The sequence below is a fragment of the Paenarthrobacter sp. FR1 genome (assembly GCF_051106045.1).
Classification (GTDB): domain Bacteria; phylum Actinomycetota; class Actinomycetes; order Actinomycetales; family Micrococcaceae; genus Arthrobacter; species Arthrobacter nitroguajacolicus_A.
The window spans coordinates 405,766-423,103 of sequence record NZ_JBPFSF010000004.1; the positions used below are offsets into that span (position 1 = coordinate 405,766).

Annotated in this window: 15 protein-coding genes and 2 rRNA genes; 6 read left to right on the plus strand and 11 right to left on the minus strand. The window is 62.8% G+C overall.

Features of this window, described 5'->3' with window-relative positions:
• Positions 1-108: 108 nt before the first annotated feature.
• A complete protein-coding gene (locus ACR30Z_RS10880; RefSeq protein WP_144653232.1) occupies positions 109-618 on the minus strand; it encodes an amino-acid N-acetyltransferase in 510 nt (169 codons plus the stop codon).
• A gap of 147 nt (positions 619-765) precedes the next feature.
• Between ACR30Z_RS10880 and ACR30Z_RS10885 the strand changes: the two genes are divergently transcribed.
• Positions 766-2,004 carry a Fic family protein gene (locus ACR30Z_RS10885; protein ID WP_144653233.1) on the plus strand — a complete coding sequence of 413 codons (1,239 nt, stop codon included), beginning with the start codon at positions 766-768 and terminating at the stop codon, positions 2,002-2,004.
• Between the two features lie 9 nt (positions 2,005-2,013).
• Here the strand turns inward: ACR30Z_RS10885 and ACR30Z_RS10890 are convergent, their stop codons facing one another.
• Together ACR30Z_RS10890 and ACR30Z_RS10895 are read right to left on the minus strand one after the other, a co-directional pair.
• A complete protein-coding gene (locus ACR30Z_RS10890) occupies positions 2,014-4,116 on the minus strand; it encodes a S9 family peptidase (RefSeq protein ID WP_434372556.1) in 2,103 nt (700 codons plus the stop codon).
• Between the two features lie 84 nt (positions 4,117-4,200).
• On the minus strand, positions 4,201-5,409 hold the full coding sequence (locus ACR30Z_RS10895; protein WP_434372558.1) for a glycosyltransferase: 1,209 nt from the start codon (positions 5,407-5,409) through the stop codon (positions 4,201-4,203).
• Between the two features lie 54 nt (positions 5,410-5,463).
• On the opposite strand from ACR30Z_RS10895, the gene ACR30Z_RS10900 reads away from it, so the two are divergent.
• A complete protein-coding gene (locus tag ACR30Z_RS10900; RefSeq protein ID WP_434372560.1) occupies positions 5,464-6,216 on the plus strand; it encodes a TetR/AcrR family transcriptional regulator in 753 nt (250 codons plus the stop codon).
• Positions 6,217-6,278: 62 nt separating this feature from the next.
• Here ACR30Z_RS10900 and ACR30Z_RS10905 read toward each other — a convergent pair whose 3' ends face one another.
• From ACR30Z_RS10905 to lysS, 4 genes are all read right to left on the minus strand, one after another.
• Entirely contained in the window at positions 6,279-8,771 is a 2,493-nt protein-coding gene (locus ACR30Z_RS10905; RefSeq protein ID WP_144653237.1) for an ATP-dependent Clp protease ATP-binding subunit, read from the minus strand.
• A gap of 403 nt (positions 8,772-9,174) precedes the next feature.
• Positions 9,175-9,501 carry a histone-like nucleoid-structuring protein Lsr2 gene (locus ACR30Z_RS10910; RefSeq protein ID WP_144653238.1) on the minus strand — a complete coding sequence of 109 codons (327 nt, stop codon included), beginning with the start codon at positions 9,499-9,501 and terminating at the stop codon, positions 9,175-9,177.
• Positions 9,502-9,631: 130 nt separating this feature from the next.
• Positions 9,632-9,805, minus strand: a complete 174-nt coding sequence (locus ACR30Z_RS10915) for a hypothetical protein (protein ID WP_167510548.1) — start codon at positions 9,803-9,805, stop codon at positions 9,632-9,634.
• A gap of 2 nt (positions 9,806-9,807) precedes the next feature.
• Positions 9,808-11,337, minus strand: a complete 1,530-nt coding sequence (gene lysS / locus ACR30Z_RS10920; RefSeq protein WP_144653239.1) for a lysine--tRNA ligase — start codon at positions 11,335-11,337, stop codon at positions 9,808-9,810.
• 76 nt (positions 11,338-11,413) lie between these two features.
• On the opposite strand from lysS, the gene ACR30Z_RS10925 reads away from it, so the two are divergent.
• From ACR30Z_RS10925 to ACR30Z_RS10935, 3 genes are all read left to right on the plus strand, one after another.
• Positions 11,414-12,310, plus strand: coding sequence for an alpha/beta fold hydrolase (locus tag ACR30Z_RS10925; RefSeq protein ID WP_144653240.1), 897 nt, complete (start codon positions 11,414-11,416; stop codon positions 12,308-12,310).
• 9 nt (positions 12,311-12,319) lie between these two features.
• Positions 12,320-13,174 carry an alpha/beta fold hydrolase gene (locus tag ACR30Z_RS10930; RefSeq protein WP_144653241.1) on the plus strand — a complete coding sequence of 285 codons (855 nt, stop codon included), beginning with the start codon at positions 12,320-12,322 and terminating at the stop codon, positions 13,172-13,174.
• A 63-nt stretch (positions 13,175-13,237) separates the two neighbouring features.
• Positions 13,238-14,071, plus strand: coding sequence for an alpha/beta fold hydrolase (locus ACR30Z_RS10935; protein ID WP_144653242.1), 834 nt, complete (start codon positions 13,238-13,240; stop codon positions 14,069-14,071).
• Positions 14,072-14,087: 16 nt separating this feature from the next.
• On the opposite strand, the gene ACR30Z_RS10940 is transcribed toward ACR30Z_RS10935, so the two are convergent.
• Both ACR30Z_RS10940 and ACR30Z_RS10945 read right to left on the minus strand, forming a co-directional pair.
• Positions 14,088-14,945: an EamA family transporter gene (locus ACR30Z_RS10940; RefSeq protein ID WP_434372562.1), complete on the minus strand. Its 858-nt coding sequence runs from the start codon at positions 14,943-14,945 to the stop codon at positions 14,088-14,090.
• Entirely contained in the window at positions 14,942-15,844 is a 903-nt protein-coding gene (locus ACR30Z_RS10945) for an alkaline phosphatase family protein (RefSeq protein WP_434372563.1), read from the minus strand. Before ACR30Z_RS10945 ends, ACR30Z_RS10940 begins: the two co-directional genes overlap by 4 nt.
• A 71-nt stretch (positions 15,845-15,915) precedes the next feature.
• On the opposite strand from ACR30Z_RS10945, the gene ACR30Z_RS10950 reads away from it, so the two are divergent.
• A complete protein-coding gene (locus ACR30Z_RS10950; RefSeq protein ID WP_434372564.1) occupies positions 15,916-16,776 on the plus strand; it encodes a LysR substrate-binding domain-containing protein in 861 nt (286 codons plus the stop codon).
• A gap of 66 nt (positions 16,777-16,842) precedes the next feature.
• On the opposite strand, the gene rrf is transcribed toward ACR30Z_RS10950, so the two are convergent.
• A 5S ribosomal RNA gene (gene rrf, locus ACR30Z_RS10955) occupies positions 16,843-16,959 on the minus strand.
• Between the two features lie 143 nt (positions 16,960-17,102).
• Positions 17,103-17,338, minus strand: a 23S ribosomal RNA gene (locus ACR30Z_RS10960); the annotation flags it as partial.

Consider the following 17,338-nt stretch of genomic DNA (forward strand, 5'->3'; position numbering starts at 1 on the left):
CAGTTTATCCATCAACTGGATATAAGAGAAGAGGTATTAAATCACCCATAATCGGGCAGCTTGAAGAACGCGCCGTGGCGCATGGCAAATGAGGCCTTGGGCGCAGCCTTAGAGCTGCTTGATCATCCGGGTGTTGCCCAGGGTATTCGGCTTCACGCGAGCGAGGTCCAGGAACTCAGCCACGCCTTCGTCATGCGAGCGCAGCAGCTCCGAATACACCTGCGGGTCCACGGCCGACTGGTCCGCCATCACCTCAAAGCCGTGGCGCTTGAAGAAGTCCACCTCAAACGTCAAGCAGAAGACGCGGCTCACTCCAAGTGCCCGCGCTTCCTCCAACAGGTTCTCCACCAGGACGTGCCCCACACCCCGGCCACGCCAGGAGTCAGCTGCAGCAAGGGTGCGGATCTCCGCCAAGTCTTCCCACATGACGTGCAGGGCACCGCAGCCGATCACTTCGCCATCGCCGGACTCCGCGATCCGGAACTCCTGGAGGCTCTCGTAATAGGCCACCGTCTCCTTGGCCATGAGGATCCGCTCCTCAGCCAAGGGCGCCACCAGCCTCTTGATAGCCGCCACGTCGCTGGTGCGGGCAGGGCGGAGGCTGAAGGTCGAATTCACTCCCCCATCCTAGCGAGGTGCGGGAGTGGCGGCTTCGTAACCACAAGCGTGGCCGCCCCTGACATATACCAACACTTATCGTATTAAGTGTTGGTATATGAGGACATTTTCAACATTTATATTCCTAAGTGTTGGTATGTTAGGAGCATGCCCACATCTCCGCAACCGCACCTTCCAGTCGATCCGGTCTCGTTCGAGACCTTCGCTTGGAAGCCCCGCGCGCCAGGGATGTACTCACGTGCAGAGGTTGCGCGCCAGACCGGCTCCTACCAAGCGGCCGTTACAGCACCGATCGCACACTGGACTCCCGAGATCTCCGGCGAAGATGCCGCCGACATCGAGGATGCGACTCGCCAATTGGTGGAGTTCGACAAGCAAGCCCAGCGGGCGCTTGGCACGGATAACCCCGCCCTCGGACCGATGACGGCCATCCTGCTGCGCACCGAGTCGGCCTCCAGTTCGCAGATCGAACAATTGACGACGTCGGCCAAGCAGCTCGCCCTCGCCGAGATCAACGAGGGCGACAAAGCCAACGCGCTAACCGTCTTAGGCAACGTCCGGGCCATGGAGGCCGCCATCCAGTTGGCCGATGACATCAGCGAGGACTCCATCCTCGCGATGCACAAAGCACTGATGCTCCACCAGCCCGGCTTCGATCCTTCCGGCGCCGGCCGGTGGCGGGACGAGCAGGTCTGGATCGGCCCTGGCCAGGCCGGACCGCTGATGGCCGAGTTCGTCGCTCCCCATCATGACCGTGTTCGTGGCGCGATCATGGACCTTGTTAAGTTCATCGACCGCCAAGACGTCTCCGTACTCGTTCAAGTCGCGGTCAGCCATGCACAGTTCGAAACGATCCACCCCTTCCCCGACGGGAACGGCCGGACCGGTCGTGCGCTGGCACAGTCGATTCTCCGCAACAAGGGCCTCGTGGGCTCAACCGCGGCGCCGATCTCAGCAGGCCTCCTCGTGGACACGTCGCGCTACTTCGCGGCACTGGGCGCATTTCGCCAAGGCAATGCCGGCCCAATCGTCCGCGAGTTCGCCAGAGCGGCCCGGATCGCCGCGACCACCGGATCGCGGCTGGTCGACGACCTCATCGCACAGCTGGAGGAGTCCCGTGCGAAGATGGCGCGGCTGCGGGCGGACGCCACAGCATGGAAGGTATTGCCCGCACTGATCGGCCAGCCCGCGGTCAACACGAAGTACCTCATGAACGAACTTGGACTTGGTGAGATGGCGGCGCTGCGTGCACTCGATGCCTTGGCGGACCTCGGCGTTCTGACTGAAACGTCAGGCCGCGGCCGCAATCGCGTATGGCAGCACCGCGGCATCTTCGAAGTCCTCGACGACTACGCCGCCGGGATACGCCGCATGTCCGCGCTCTGACCGGCCCTCTTACAGCCCCAGCTCCTCCGGGAGGTCCTGCTCCTCACCCAGCACCTGCTTGGCCAGGAAGTGCTCCACCACGCCGTACCAGACCTTCGCGTGCTGCGGCTGCAGCACCCAGTGGTTCTCGTCCGGGAAGTAGAGGAAGCGGTGCGGGCTCTGGCCATTCTCATCCGCGGGCAGCTGCGAGGAGGACAGGAGTTCGTACCAAAGGCGCAGGCCTTCACCAATGGGGACGCGATAGTCCTTGTCGCCGTGGATCACCAGCATGGGCGTCTTGATGTTGCCGACGTTCCGGTGCGGCGAGTTCTCCATCGCCATCTCCACAGTCATTTCCTTCAGCCAGTACTGGGCCGCGTCCGTGGTGGGGCCGAACTGGTCCAGCGCCCACAGGCTGGCGTGGGTGACGATCGCCTTGAAGCGATCGGTCTGGCCGGCCACCCAGTTGGCCATGTAGCCGCCGAACGACCCGCCCATGGCCGCGGTCCGGGATTCGTCAATGTCCGGCCGCGCCACTACCGCATCCGTGATGGCCATGAGGTCGGTGAAGGGCTTCTTGCCCCACTCGCCCCATCCGCGCTGGATGAACTCCTGACCGTAGCCTGTAGAGAGGGCGGGATCGGGCAGGAGCACGGCGTAGCCCTTGGCCACCAGCAGCCACGGGTTCCAGCGCCACGTCCACGCGTTCCACGAGCTCAGCGGTCCGCCATGGATCCACAAAAGCAGCGGCGCAGGGCTGTCGGGAGACGCGCTGTCCGGAAGCGCAAGGTACGCGGGAACACGCGAGCCGTCCTCCGCCGTCGTCTCCACGCGCTCCAGGCGACCCTTGTAGGCGGGTCGCTCCGCGGGCGCCTGCAGCCGGACTGTTTCTCCTGTAGCGAGGTCGATCCGTACGGCCTCGGCGGGGTACTCGTACGAGCTTCGCAGCGCATACGCCGTGGTTCCGTCAGGGGAAACCACGACGTCGGAATAGGCGGCGGCATCCTTCGTCACCCTCGTGACGCCACCATCGGCGACGTCAATCCGGAAAACCGGCGACGCGCCGTCGTCGTCCGCTTTCGCCAGAATGGCGCTGCCATCCGGAAGCCACGCGAGCGCGTTGGCCCATCGGTCCCACTGGTGCGCGAGCGGCTCCAGGTCCGTGGTCTCTCCGCCGGAGACGTTGAGCAGGTGCAGCTTCACTTGGGGAGCCTCGGTGGGAGTGGTGTCACTTTCGCTCTCCACTACCAACGTGCTGTTGTCCGGGCTGACGGGACCAGGGAAATAGCTCATGCCTTCGTGGTCCAGCAGTACCTTGACGTTGCCAGTGGCGACATCGACGGCAGCGAGTACTTCGCGGCTGTCGGCCTTTGCCAGGGCTCTGGTCATGCTCGTGTAGATGGTTTTACCGTCCGGGCTCACCACGGTTTTTGCCTCGCGGAGCGAACTGCCGATGCCGGGCGTCAGGTTGCGCAGCTTGAGCGGCGGTGCGACGTCAACAGTGGACGGCTTGCCAGGCTCCTGGTCTTCGCCCCGTTCCACCGCAAAGAGACGTGGCTCGGCTGGGCCGAGGTCCGCATCCCAATATCGGACAGGGTAGCCGCTGTGCAGGATGGCTGAGACCTTGTTGTCTTTGCGTGCCTTGCGGCGCTCTTCGTCGTTATCCTCGTCTGCGGATCCGGCAAGGACTTCGGCGTTGATGAAGGTTGCGTCGGCATCTTTAGCGGCCAGGACGGAACTGATGCCGCCGGCGCGGGAGTGCACTACGCGCGCTTCTCCCCCATCAGCAGGCAGCAGCCACAGCGCGTTGACGGGATCGGCCTCGGGGCTGTCGGGGTCAGGACGTGCGGAAGTGAAGTACAGGTCGCCATTGGCGGCGAAGACGGCGCCGGCCTCGCCTTTGGCGCTGCGCGTGATCCGGCGTGCGTGGTTCCGGCCGGTGGGATCGAGTTCCCACAGGGCCGTGGCGAATTCGGTTCCCTTGCCGTTCTGCGTCGTCACGGCGGTCACCAGTCGCTTGCCATCCGGGCTCAGTGTGAGGCCACCTACCCGCGGGATGGAGAGATAGTGGTCGATATCGTGAAAAGGAGTTTCGGGCTGCTCGCCCTGATTGTGAGTGTCAGCAGAGTCCATGATCCGATTCAACACGGAATGTGCCGCCGATCACAGAGTGGTTCACTCACAGTGAAACAGTACTTTCAGATATTCTTCGAAGCGTCAGAGGCTCCGCAGGGCCTCAACAACAGCCACGGTGCCATCTTCTTTCGCGATGGCACCCCCCAGCTCCGCTGCCCGCAATGCATACGACGGCGTGTTGACGGCTTGCTTGACAGCGTCACCGAGGCGCTCCGGAGTCAGCTTCTTGTACTGGATCGGCGCGGGCCCAGCACCAAGGGCGGCAACGCGGGAAGCCCAGAGCGGCTGGTCTGTATACACCGGGACACCCACAGTGGGCACGCCGGCACGCAGCCCCGCCGCAGTAGTCCCCGCCCCGGCGTGATGAACCACGGCGCCCATCTGCGGGAACAGCCACTCATGCGGAACGCTCCCAATGCCGATTGCGTCGTCGCCCAGGGCTCCCTCCACACCCTGCACCACCGCCCTCACGCCAGCCCGGCGCGTGGACTCAAGAATGAAATCGGGGTCGATGTGGGCGCTGCTTCCAAAGCCGACGAAGACCGGCTGCGGACCATCGGCAAGGAAATCCACAAGATCCGCGGACGGCTGCCAGCCCGGCTTCAACACCGGCCACCAATACCCCGCCATGACAAGCCCGGAGTGCCAATCAGTCGGTTTGGGCAGCACTGTGGGGCTAATGCCGTGAAGGATGGTGGCCTTCGCCCTCCTCCGACGCCGCTCACCGGCTGCACGGCTTTCCTTTTTCAGCCCCAGCGCCTTTCGAAGGCGTGCACTGGGAGCGTCATAGGGTGCCGGGCCAGCGGATGCGCGCTCACCAATGATTCTGTTCCCCAGAGGGCCAAGGCTTCGAGCCGAATTCATCAGCACAGGAGGATACGCTGCACTGGGTTCCGTGGGCTGCAGGTGGGCGCCAATGGCCGGAATGCCGAAAGCCTCAGCAACGTCGAAGGCATAGGGTGCCACCGAATTGGCCAGAATAACATCGGCGCCCGCCTCGGCTGCCACCAGGGTTCCGGTAGCTGCGTTCTCCATGTATTCGCTGAGCTTTCGCCAGAAGGAGAGCACACTTCCTCCCGCAGCCTTCGCGCCGGGCGCAGGCTGCCGAATCAGTTCGGTCAGGTCGCCAGGGAGCGGCCGGAACTCGCATCCCGACTCAACAACCAAGGGTGCGTAGGCGGGGTTTGCCGCAATGGCCACCTCGTACCCCATGCCCTGCAGGCGGGAACCGAGCCCAGCCATGGGCGCAACGTCTCCGCGCGTGCCCGGAGTCACCATAAGAACCCGCATTGCTTCTCCTCGCCCATAATTGCGATCACCGTTCGCAATTAAGAATATAGTCAAATGGGACCAGGACCAAACCTCATCTACCCCGGGAAAGGCGGTACTGGATTGCCTGCTTTGGATCCCACCGACCTCTGGCGCCGCCCTGAGCGCTCGGCGGTCGGGCCAAAACCTGAACACTCCCGGAGCGGAATCGCGACGGCGGCACTCCGGATCGCCGATCAGGAAGGACTGGCTGCGGTCTCCATCCGACGGGTTGCCGCCAGCGTGGGAGCGGGCGCAGCCTCCCTGTACCGGTATGTGAAATCCCACGATGAACTTGTTGAACTCATGATGGACACAGTCAGCGGCGAGTACCACCTCGAGCCGGGGACCGGCGGGCCACTGGAGCAACTGCTGGATCTGGCACACCAGGGCCGGGGCATCATGCAACGGCACCCGTGGCTGGCTCCGCTGCTGTTGACCCGGCCGTCCATGGGGCCCAACTCACTCCGTTACATGGAAGCCGCCCTGACCACCTTGGAATCCGTGGACCTTCCCGGCCCCGCCAAGCTGCAGACCGTGGCCATGCTGTCAGCCATCACTTCGGCATTCGTGCAAAACGAGATGGCCACGGCGCGTCCGCCTGGACCGAAGGGTGCCGCAACAAACCGCGGGCAGTACCTCGCGGAAGCCCTCAAGGCCGGGGACTACCCGCACCTGACTGCCGCGCTGACAGGACACTCCGACGAGGGCCACCCGGACGAGCATTTCACCAGCATCGTCACGAATTACCTGACCGGTGCAGGAATCCCCTCCCATCCGCCGGATTAAAGCGAATGCCCCGCCCACTCCTTGCGGAATGAGCGGGGCTTCCTGCCGTCAAGCAACGTGCCTTACGCGGTCGGAGCGATCTCCGGGATGCGCGGCTTGGCGTTGCCTTCGAACGTGAACTTGGCGTCGTCACCTTCGCCATCCACGTCCACCACAACGATGTCGCCGGAGTGCAGCTCGCCGAACAGGATCTTCTCGGACAGCTGGTCCTCGATCTCGCGCTGAATGGTGCGGCGCAGAGGCCGGGCACCCATCGCGGGATCGTAACCACGCGTGGCCAGGAGAACCTTGGCAGCCGTGGTGAGCTCGATGCCCATGTCCTTGTCCTTGAGTCGACGCTCCAAACGGGTCACGAACAGGTCCACGATCTCGATGATCTCGTCCTGCGTCAGCTGCGGGAACACCACGACGTCGTCAACACGGTTAAGGAACTCGGGGCGGAAGTGCTGCTTGAGCTCTTCGGTGACCCGGGCCCGCATGCGGTTGTAGCCGGTCTGGGTGTCCGTGCCGGACTGGAAGCCCGTGGCCACGCTCTTGGAGATATCGCGGGTACCAAGGTTGGTGGTCATGATGATCACGGTGTTCTTGAAGTCCACCACGCGGCCCTGGGAGTCGGTCAGGCGGCCGTCTTCCAGAATCTGCAGCAGGGAGTTGAAGAGGTCCGCGTGGGCCTTCTCAACTTCGTCGAACAGGACAACGGAGAACGGACGCCTGCGGACCTTCTCGGTCAGCTGGCCGCCTTCTTCGTAGCCGACGTAGCCCGGAGGTGCACCGAAGAGACGCGAAACCGTGTGCTTCTCGGAGTATTCGGACATGTCCAGCGTGATGAGGGCGTCCTCTTCACCGAACAGGAACTCAGCAAGCGCCTTGGCGAGCTCGGTCTTGCCGACGCCGGTGGGGCCGGCGAAGATGAACGAGCCACCGGGACGCTTGGGGTCCTTCAGGCCTGCACGGGTACGGCGGATGGCCTGCGACAGGGCCTTGATGGCCTCGTCCTGGCCGACGACCCGCTTGTGCAGTTCGTCTTCCATCTTGAGCAGGCGCGAGGACTCTTCCTCGGTGAGCTTGAAGACCGGAATGCCTGTGGAGTTCGCCAGAACTTCAGCAATCAGGTCTTCGTCTACCTCGGAGATGTCGTCCATGCCGCCGGACTTCCAGTTGCGTTCCTTCTCCGCGCGTTCGGCAATGAGCTTCTGCTCCTTGTCGCGCAGCGAGGCAGCACCCTCAAAGTCCTGGGCGTCGATGGCGGATTCCTTCTCCATCTTCACCTCGGCGATCCGCTCATCCATGGCCTTGAGCTCCGGCGGAGCGGTCATGCGACGGATGCGCAGGCGTGCGCCGGCTTCGTCAATGAGGTCGATCGCCTTGTCCGGCAGGAAGCGGTCCGAGATGTAGCGTTCGGCCAGCTGCGCTGCGGAGGCGAGGGCGCCGTCGGTAATCGTGACGCGGTGGTGTGCCTCGTAACGGTCGCGAAGGCCCTTCAGGATCTCGATTGCGTGCGCAACAGAGGGTTCCTTGACCTGGATCGGCTGGAAGCGGCGCTCAAGAGCGGCATCCTTTTCGATGTGCTTGCGGTACTCGTCCAGCGTGGTGGCACCAATGGTCTGGAGTTCACCACGGGCCAGCATGGGCTTCAGGATGGACGCAGCATCGATCGCACCTTCGGCGGCACCTGCACCAACCAGGGTGTGGATCTCGTCGATGAAGAGGATGATGTCCCCGCGGGTGCGGATTTCCTTGAGGACCTTCTTCAGGCGCTCTTCGAAGTCACCGCGGTAGCGCGAGCCGGCAACCAGTGAGCCGAGGTCAAGCGTGTAGAGCTGCTTATCCTTGATGGTCTCCGGGACATCGCCGCGGACGATCGCTTGGGCGAGACCTTCGACGACGGCAGTCTTACCGACGCCGGGCTCACCAATCAGCACGGGATTGTTCTTGGTGCGGCGGGAGAGGACCTGCATGACGCGTTCCATCTCCTGCTCGCGGCCGATCACAGGATCGAGCTTGTTTTCGCGTGCAGCCTGGGTGAGGTTGCGGCCGAACTGGTCCAGCACTACCGAGCCGGCAGGTGTACCTTCCGGCTGGCCCTGGCCAGAGCCGCTGCCTGCGGTCTCCTTGCCCTGGTAACCCGAGAGCAGCTGGATGACCTGCTGGCGGACCCGGTTGAGGTCCGCACCAAGCTTGACCAGTACCTGGGCGGCCACGCCTTCGCCCTCGCGAATGAGGCCGAGCAGGATGTGCTCAGTACCGATGTAGTTGTGGCCGAGCTGCAGTGCCTCGCGGAGCGAAAGCTCAAGCACCTTCTTGGCGCGCGGCGTGAAGGGGATGTGACCGGATGGAGCCTGCTGGCCCTGACCGATAATCTCCTGCACCTGCTCGCGAACGCCATCGAGCGAAATGCTCAGGGACTCGAGCGCCTTGGCGGCAACGCCTTCACCCTCGTGGATCAGACCCAAGAGGATGTGCTCGGTACCGATGTAATTGTGGTTGAGCATCCGTGCCTCTTCTTGGGCAAGGACGACCACGCGACGGGCACGGTCCGTAAATCTCTCAAACATTTCGCCACACTCCTAGCTACGACGTACTTTGATGCTACGTGCCGGAGCAAGACTTTTGGAGCGTGTTCGCCACAGGGGAAACATGACGCGGCCACGGAATAAATCCGGTTCGCACCCTTGACCGTGGAGACACGTGGTGGCACCCTGTGTCCTCGACGGCCGGCCGCTACCTCCCACCGTCAGCAAAGGGACCGACTGGCGTATTACTGGGCATCGTAGATCTTAGTGGGCATCGTAGATCCGGAAGCATTGCGACCGCCCAATAGCGCCGCTATTCAGGGCCGCCAGAGGCGGAGGCGATTCACCGAATATTCCTAGCCTTCGAGGAACCTGGAGCCCAACAAACCGGGCGGTTAAACTACCAATGCCCCGGCAGTGACTGCCGGGGCATTGAAGTGGTGAATCAGGAATTGGCCTTTTGGTAGGCTTCCTGAATTTCGGCCTGAATACGTCCGCGGCTGTTAACCGTGTAGCCATTGTCACGTGCCCACTGGCGAATCTGTGCGGAGTCCTGGCTGCGGGCAGCTGTTGCACGTCCCCGCGTGGCGCGACCAGAGGAAGTCTTCCTGGCCTTAGCGACGAATGGCTCCAGGGCGTTCCGAAGCGAAGCTGCGTTGGCCGTGGACAGGTCCATCTCGTAGCTCACACCGTCCAGGCCAAAACGGACAGTTTCGTCCGCAGCCCCTTCATCCAGGTCATCGACGAGGATGATTTTTACTTTCTGTGCCATGAGTTGCCTCTCATTGGGAGGGATGGATAATCAGAAATTCCCCGGGTTTCTTTATTGATTATCTGTCACGGCAAGCACGCGCGTCAAAGCACAATTGGATTCGACGGTAACCACAACCCAATTGCAGGGCCTATTTAGCGACTGGACCATCAGTGGCCGGGCCGGAATTTTTCGAATTCGCTTCGGCCTGGGCGCGGGCTTCGGCCTGGCGCTCGGATTTGTCAGCATTGAAGATCGACTTCATGGCAAACCAGAAGATCAATCCCACCACTACCGATGGCGCCAGGACTGCGATGTACTCCATGATCAGTGTCCTTCGGGCTTCAGCAAGGGGAACAGGATGGTTTCGCGGATACCCGCGCCGGTGAACAGCATCACCAGGCGGTCGATGCCAAGTCCGATGCCACCCATGGGCGGCGCACCGTATTCGAGGGCACGGAGGAAGTCCTCGTCCAGCTGCATGGCTTCCTCATCGCCCGCAGCAGAGCGGCGTGACTGCTCCGTGAGGCGGTCCCGCTGGATCACAGGGTCAATGAGCTCGGAGAATGCAGTACCGCGCTCCATGCCGCCGATGATCAGGTCCCACGCTTCGATCAGGCGGCCGTCCTCGCGGTGCGGGCGGGCCAGCGGCTGGGCCGAGGGCGGGTAGTCGTAGACGAACGTGGGGTTCAGCAGTGTGGGCTCCACGATCTCGCCAAACAGCTCAACCACGATCTTCTCGGCGTCCCACTTGGGGTCAACCTTGACCTCGTGCTTGGCAGCGAGCGCCAACAGTTCCTCAACAGTAGTGTCCGGAGTGATCTCCACACCCACTGCCTCGGAAAGACCCGGGTACACCGCAACCCAAGCCCATTCGCCGTCGAGATTGATTTCGCCGGCATCCGTTTGGATGGTGCGGGTTCCAACAACGTCGGCCACATTCAGGATAATTTCCTTCATGCGTTCGGCCATGACGAATTGGTCCGCCCACGCTTCGTAACATTCCAAGGTGGTGAACTCGGGGCTGTGTGTGGAGTCGACGCCTTCGTTGCGGAACACCCGGCCCATGTCGTAAACACGGTCAATGCCACCAACAACGGCACGCTTCAGGAAAAGCTCGGTGGCGATGCGAAGGGTCATCTTCTGGTCGAAGGCGTTCATGTGCGTCTCGAACGGGCGGGCTGTAGCGCCGCCGTGGACCAGCTGCAGGATGGGGGTTTCCACTTCGACGTAGCCGTGGCGGTCCAGGGTGTCCCGGACGGAGCGGGTGATGGCGGCGCGCTTATAGACCATCTCGCGGGCTTCGTCGCGGACCATGAGGTCCACGTACCGCTGGCGCACCCGGGTTTCCTCGTTCAGCTCGGCGTGCAGGACCGGGAGCGGGCGGAGAGCCTTGGACGCCATGGACCAGGAGTCGGCCATCACGGACAGCTCGCCGCGCCGGGACGAGATGACCTCGCCCTTGATGAACACGTGGTCGCCGAGGTCCACCAGCGCTTTCCAGTCGGCGAGGGCTTCCTCGCCGACGTTGGCCAGGCTCAGCATGGCCTGCAGGCGTACGCCCTTGCCGTCCACGCCGCCCTCCTGGAGGGTTGCGAAGCACAGCTTTCCGGTGTTGCGCACGAACACCACACGGCCCGTGACGCCCACGGTGTCGCCCGTGGTCTCGTCAGCTTCCAGGTGCGCGTATTTCTCGCGGATTTCACTCAGCGAGTGGGTCCGCTCAACACCCACCGGATAAGCCTCTGTGCCGCGTTCGATCAGCTTGGCGCGCTTCTCCATACGGATGCGCATTTGCTCGCTGGCGTCGACGGGCTCTGCGGAGGTGTTCGGGGCTGGGGTGTTTGCGGAAGTCACAGTCCTTAAGTTTACCGGTGATTACGGGCCTTTACTTCCGGGCCCCAAGATCAGGCGAACGCCTAGACTCGGGATTGTGGAGACATGGACGGTTGAAACGGACGACGGCGGCGGCCAGCTTGAGGTGCACACCTTCCGGCCTGCCTCGGGTGCGTCGATTCCGGGGTCGAAGGCACCTGCTGAACCGGCCGGCGTCGTGCTTGTCCATGGCACGTTGGTGACCGATTCCCTGTACTGGCCATTCGCACGGACCCTCAGCGTTATGTTGGGCCGACCGGTTCACAGCTATAACCGACGCGGCCGTGGGCATTCCGCGCCCCAACCGCCGGGCTATTCCGTGGACACGGAGATCGCGGACCTTCAAGCAGTCATGGAAAAAAGCGGTTCCACGGATGTTGTGGCGCACAGTTATGGCGGATTCGTGGCGCTGCAGGCCGCCCGCCGCGCCAAGATCAACAGACTTGTCACCTACGACGCCGCGGTGTCGCTGTCCGGCAACCTCAGCAGCAGGTGGCGCCCGGAGCTTGAGGAAGCAGTCACTGCGGGCAAGCTGGACCACGCATGGGCACACCTGGTGCAGGGGTTGGGGACCGCTGGGCCCATTTCCTACCTGCCCATGGGTGCGCTGCGGACGCTGAGTGTCCTCTCGGCCCGGACCCGGCTGGGCTTGGAGATGCGTTCCCTGCTGCCCACCGCGGTCACCGAAATGAGGGCGGTACTGGATGCCGACGCGCACCTTCACGACTTCATGAAACTCTCTACCCCCACCCTGATGCTCAGCGGCGGGTGGAGTCCGTCGTATTTCGCAGAGACTGGCCGGATCCTCGCCGGAGCTGTGCCGGCCATCGAATTTGCGATTGTGCCGCTGCAGTTCCATGAAGGTCCGCTGCGCCCCGGCCGGCGCCTCGCGGCACGCATTGCCCGGTTCCTTTCGGGGAGCCACCTACCAGGAGAACCTGCCAACGCCGCCTAGGATGTTCCGGTGAGGGAACGCGAGATAAGGACGCACGACGGCGGCAAGCTCGCCTTGTACAGCTACGGCACCGAAGACGCGCCCGGCGAACGCCGCGTGGTGCTCATCGGAGGGGCGTTCCTCACAGCGCTCATATATCGGCCCTTCTCCGTCGCCCTGTCAAAGGGCCTGGGTGAGGGCTGGGCCGTGGACGTGTATGACCGCCGCGGCCGGGGCAAATCCACGGAACAGCCGCACGACTACTCCATGGCTACGGAGATTGCCGACGTCCGCACCATTTTGGACGCTACCGGAGCACGGAACATCCTGGGCCACAGCCTGGGCGGATCCGTGGCCTTGAACGCAGCCCAGGCCTTCGCCGGCACGCACCACCAGCCGGACAAACTCGCGGTGTACGACGCCGCGGTGAATATTGACGGAAGCATGGACACGGACTGGCTTGCCGGGTTCGCGGACTCGGTCAACAAGGGCCATATCAATCGGGCAATGGCACGGATGCGGCGGGGAATGCATCCGGGAACGGCCCTCGCGCGGGTCCCGGAGCCGGTGTTGGTGGGGCTCATGGCCGTGGTGTCGCGGACCAAGGTGAACAAGTTATTTCGTGAGCTTATGCCGTCCGGCGTGGGTGAGCTGAAGGCAGCGTTCGAAACCTCCGATACACCTCGTGACTTCTCTGTTCTGCCACCCACCACGCACTTCATGGTGGGAAAGAAGAGTCCCCAGTTCTATAAGGTCGCCGCCGCGCGCCTGAACAGGGCCGTCCCGGGCAGCACGCTGGAGGTCTCTCCGAAGGGATTTCACGGGTCGGTTCCCGCGGCCGTCAGCGAGCTCGTGTCCGACATTTCGGAGTACTTCAAACGCTGACTGGTTTTCCACATACGTGGCCGCATGCTGCCTGCTGTCAGGTGGCTCGGTTAGGCTCAAGACATGACGCGCGACATCATCATCTCAACCGACGGCGGACACCTCGAAGTTCTCACCACAGGTGGTGAGCTTGCAGCGGCAGGTTCCGGCGTCGTCGTCGTTCCTGCCTCCATGGTGACCGCCTCCGATTACACGCGTTTCGCCCAAAAACTGAGTGAGGCTCTGGGCCGCCCCGTCCACACCTTCAACCGTCGTGGACGTGGTGATTCCTCGCCGCAGGCCGAGGACTACACCCTTGAAGCCGATATCCGGGACCTTGAGGCCGTCATGAAGCATACGTCCAGCACTGACGTGTTTGGTCACAGCTTCGGCGGCGCAGTGGCCTTGCATGCGGCACGGACGCTCCCGGTGGAACGCCTCGCCGTCTACGACCCCGCAGTCTCCGTCAACCACAGCGTCAAGGCCGAATGGGCGCCTGAGTATGAACGCGCGACGGCGGCGGGAGACTACGATCGCGGTCTCGCCGTTCTGATCAAGGGAGTCGAGACCGGTGGCGCCTTCGCTCGCATGCCACTGTCCATGCTGACATTGGCGAACAAGCTCACCGCCGGCACGCCGATGGGTCGGCAAATGCGTGAGTTGATGACCTGTGGTGTTCGCGAGATCAAGGCAGTGATTGCCGCCGACATGCCGGCTGAACCCTTCCTGGAGCTACCGTTGGAGACCCTGATCGTGGTGGGCGAAAAGAGCCCAGCCTACTTTGGTGTTGCCTGCGGCCAGATCCACGACGTCCTGTCCGGCTCGAGCTACACCATCCTGCCCGGCTTCGGCCATGACGGCCCCATCAAGGCTCCTGAAAAGCTGATCTCTGAGTTGTCGGAGTTCTTCTCGGGTTAGTCTCGTTGCGCGGCAATCAGCCCAGCTGAATGGCGGCGATACCGGCCACAGCGGTCACTGTGAGTGCCAGCCGCACGCGACTGAACCGCTCGTTGAAGAAAAGCGCTCCGATGAGCCCCGCCAGCAGCACGCTCGTTTCCCGGAGAGCCGATACCAAGGCCAGAGGCGCCAGGCTCTGGGCCCAGACCACAATCCCGTAGGCCAGCATGGACACCAGTCCCCCAGCGAACCCCGGCTTCCAATACCGCGCCACGCGTTTGGCGAAGGAGCGGCGATCTGCGGCCAAGCGCCAGCAGACCAAAGGAATCAGCAAGCCCTGGAGCAGGAACAGCCACGAGATATACGCCATGGGGTCCCCTGACACGCGTACCCCTGTACCGTCCACCAGGGTGTAGGCCGCAATCGAGGCGCCGGTCAGTACTGCGAAGAGCGTGCCTTTGCGATTGGTGGGCCCCGTTCGTGCCGCGCCCTTGCCGGTGAGGGCCAGGCTGAGCAATGAACCCGCGACGACGGCCACTCCAGTCAACTGCCAAGGGCTCAGCTTCTCTGCCAGGAACGTCGTGGCCACTGCCGTGACGAGGAGAACGGCCAGCCCCCGGGCCAGAGGGTAGACCTGCGAGAAGTCGCCATGTTTGTAGGACGTGGTGAGCAGGATGAGGTAGCAGGTCTGGAGTCCCGCCGAGGCAAGGACGAACGGCCACGATTGCTGCAGGGGAAGGCCGAAAACCGCTGCGCCCACAACGCCTGAGACAAAATAAGCGATGGCAATCATGGTGGAGGAGGCAAGCCGGTCCGGGATGGACTTGGCCAAGGCATTCCAGGCGCTGTGCAGGACAGCCGCCAACAGAACGGCGGCCGTGACAGTGAACGTCAACGCCGCCCCGCCGCTTGCCGCCTGCCCAAGGGCGTGTCCAGCCGAGGGTCTTGCCGGGCTTCCTGCCGACCGCCGAACGGGACTCCCTCGGAATCCGCTGTGTTGACGCCAAAGGTCGCGAGTACTTGGGCGAAGATATCTGCGTGGTCCACCGCTGATACCCTGCGGGGCAGGCTTGCACCGCCGGCTGCGATCCACGCCGTACGCTCAGCGTCGCTCTCGCCGCCATGTCCGCCGGCGTCCAGGTGGCCATGGTCCGTTACCACCACTACGGTCCAGTCTTCTTCAGCCCGGTCCGGCCTTGCCTGAATGGCGTCCAACAGGGTGCCCAGGCGTGCGTCACAGCGCTGGATCGCGGCCACGTAGCCGGAGCCGGTTCCGTGGTTATGTGCTTCAACATCCGCCTCACCGAAGTACACAAAAGAAGCAGCGAGATCCTCGTTCTCCAAACGGTTGGCCGCGTAGTCAGCCACAGCGTCGTCGGCACAGACCCAACTGGCGGCGTCGTTCGTTTCTTCAGGGTCCGGCGTTGGCACCCAACCGCGGGAGGAGAAGATGGGGCCGCAATGTGTGGGGGTTGCCAGCGGATACCAGCTGGCCGCGATCATGGTCCGCAGCTCCGGGTGGGACGAGCGAAGAACCTCCGTGAAATCCGGCAATGCGTCCAGCTCTGCTGGGTGATGGCTGTTGCCCGTCACCATGTGGCGGTCGGCATAAACGCCGGTGGCAACAGTGGCCCACACCGGACCAGAGATGGTGGCATTCCTTTGGTGGACACGGACTGGCAAAAGGAAGCCAGTCGCGGCGACTCGGTCCATGGCGCGAGTGGGAGTGGACAGCAGTGAGTCATAACGGACGCCGTCGATGCCAACAATCAGGATGTGGGGTGATTTCTTCACAACGTTGACCGTACTTGGGTCGGCCGGCAACTCATAGGGACAGTCATTCGTATCTATAGGAGACTTAGGTCATGCCTATGAATCTCATCCACCTGCGGGCCTTCCATCAGGTGGCCACCTATGGAAGCTATGTGTCGGCGGCTGCTGCAGCGCATGTCAGCCAACCAACCCTTTCGGAACAGGTCCGTCAGTTGGAGCGACACCACGGGATCAAACTGCTGCAGCGCTCAGGCCGGTCCGTCGAACTCACGCCGTTGGGACGCAAGCTGTTTGCGGTGACGTCCAAGCTGTTCGCGGCCGAACTTGAAGCCGAGGCAGTCCTCGCCAAAGCACGCCACGTGATGCAGGGAGAACTACGCTTCGGCACTGACGCCCCTATCAACGCTGTGGGTGTCCTCAGCGCGTTCCGTAGGCGAAATCCAGGAGTGAGCATTCAACTGGTCAGTGGGAACTCAGCAGAGATCCGGAATCGGGTGCTGGCCGGGACAGTGGACGTGGGAATCATCGCGGACGAGACACCCCACCCCGACCTCACGGCGCGAAAGCTCGCTACACAAGACCTTGTGGCATTCGTGCGGCATGACCATGCACTTGCCCGGGCCAAGGTCATCGGCCTCAAGGAGCTGGTAACCCACCCACTGGTCATTCGTGAGATCGGTTCAGTGACGCGCAGAAGCATTGAGGAAGCCCTCACCCAGGCAAAGTTGCAGCCGGCCGAGGTCCTGGAGACGGACAGCCGCGAAGCGGTCCATGCTGCCGTCATTGCCGGCCTTGGGATCGGCGTCATCGCAGAGGATGAATTCAACGACGATCCGCGGCTGGTCCTCCTCGACTTCGCCGACGCAGTCCAGCCCATCACGGAGTATCTGGTGTATCGCAAGGACAATCAGCGCAGCCATGTGGTGGAAGCTGTGGTGGACTGCGTGGGATAGGTGTTTGTTGTGTGGGTGTTAAAGGTGAAGAGCCCCGACCTGTGGTCGGGGCTCTTCCTAATTTATGTCCGGCGGTGTCCTACTCTCCCACACCCTCCCGGGTGCAGTACCATCGGCGCTGTGGGTCTTAGCTTCCGGGTTCGGAATGGGACCGGGCGTTTCCCCCACGCTATGACCGCCGTAACTCTGTTACCCGTCCCAACCCGCTTTTGGTGGGGTTGGGTGGGAAGTCTGTGGTTACAACTGTGGTGTTGTTATTTTGTTGTGGTGGTTCCTGGAACGGTTGTTGTTCGGGAACCACATAGTGGACGCGTGCAGTGTGTTGTGTGGTGTAAGTTGTTGGCCTATTAGTACCGGTCAGCTTCACGAGTCTTTAGTCCTCGCTTCCACATCCGGCCTATCAACCCAGTGGTCTGGCTGGGGGCCTCTCACACATGAATGTGTATGGAAATCTCATCTTGAAGCGAGCTTCCCGCTTAGATGCTTTCAGCGGTTATCCCATCCGAACGTAGCTAATCAGCGATGCACTTGGCAGTACAACTGACACACCAGAGGTTCGTCC

What these genes read in the sequence shown, in the direction of transcription:
- ACR30Z_RS10885 (WP_144653233.1), top strand. Translation starts at nt 766, where the DNA reads ATGCCCACATCTCCGCAACCGCACCTTCCAGTCGATCCGGTCTCGTTC.
- ACR30Z_RS10890 (WP_434372556.1), bottom strand. Translation starts at nt 4,116, where the DNA reads ATGGACTCTGCTGACACTCACAATCAGGGCGAGCAGCCCGAAACTCCT.
- ACR30Z_RS10895 (WP_434372558.1), bottom strand. Translation starts at nt 5,409, where the DNA reads ATGCGGGTTCTTATGGTGACTCCGGGCACGCGCGGAGACGTTGCGCCC.
- ACR30Z_RS10900 (WP_434372560.1), top strand. Translation starts at nt 5,464, where the DNA reads ATGGGACCAGGACCAAACCTCATCTACCCCGGGAAAGGCGGTACTGGA.
- ACR30Z_RS10905 (WP_144653237.1), bottom strand. Translation starts at nt 8,771, where the DNA reads ATGTTTGAGAGATTTACGGACCGTGCCCGTCGCGTGGTCGTCCTTGCC.
- ACR30Z_RS10910 (WP_144653238.1), bottom strand. Translation starts at nt 9,501, where the DNA reads ATGGCACAGAAAGTAAAAATCATCCTCGTCGATGACCTGGATGAAGGG.
- ACR30Z_RS10915 (WP_167510548.1), bottom strand. Translation starts at nt 9,805, where the DNA reads ATGGAGTACATCGCAGTCCTGGCGCCATCGGTAGTGGTGGGATTGATC.
- ACR30Z_RS10935 (WP_144653242.1), top strand. Translation starts at nt 13,238, where the DNA reads ATGACGCGCGACATCATCATCTCAACCGACGGCGGACACCTCGAAGTT.
- ACR30Z_RS10950 (WP_434372564.1), top strand. Translation starts at nt 15,916, where the DNA reads ATGCCTATGAATCTCATCCACCTGCGGGCCTTCCATCAGGTGGCCACC.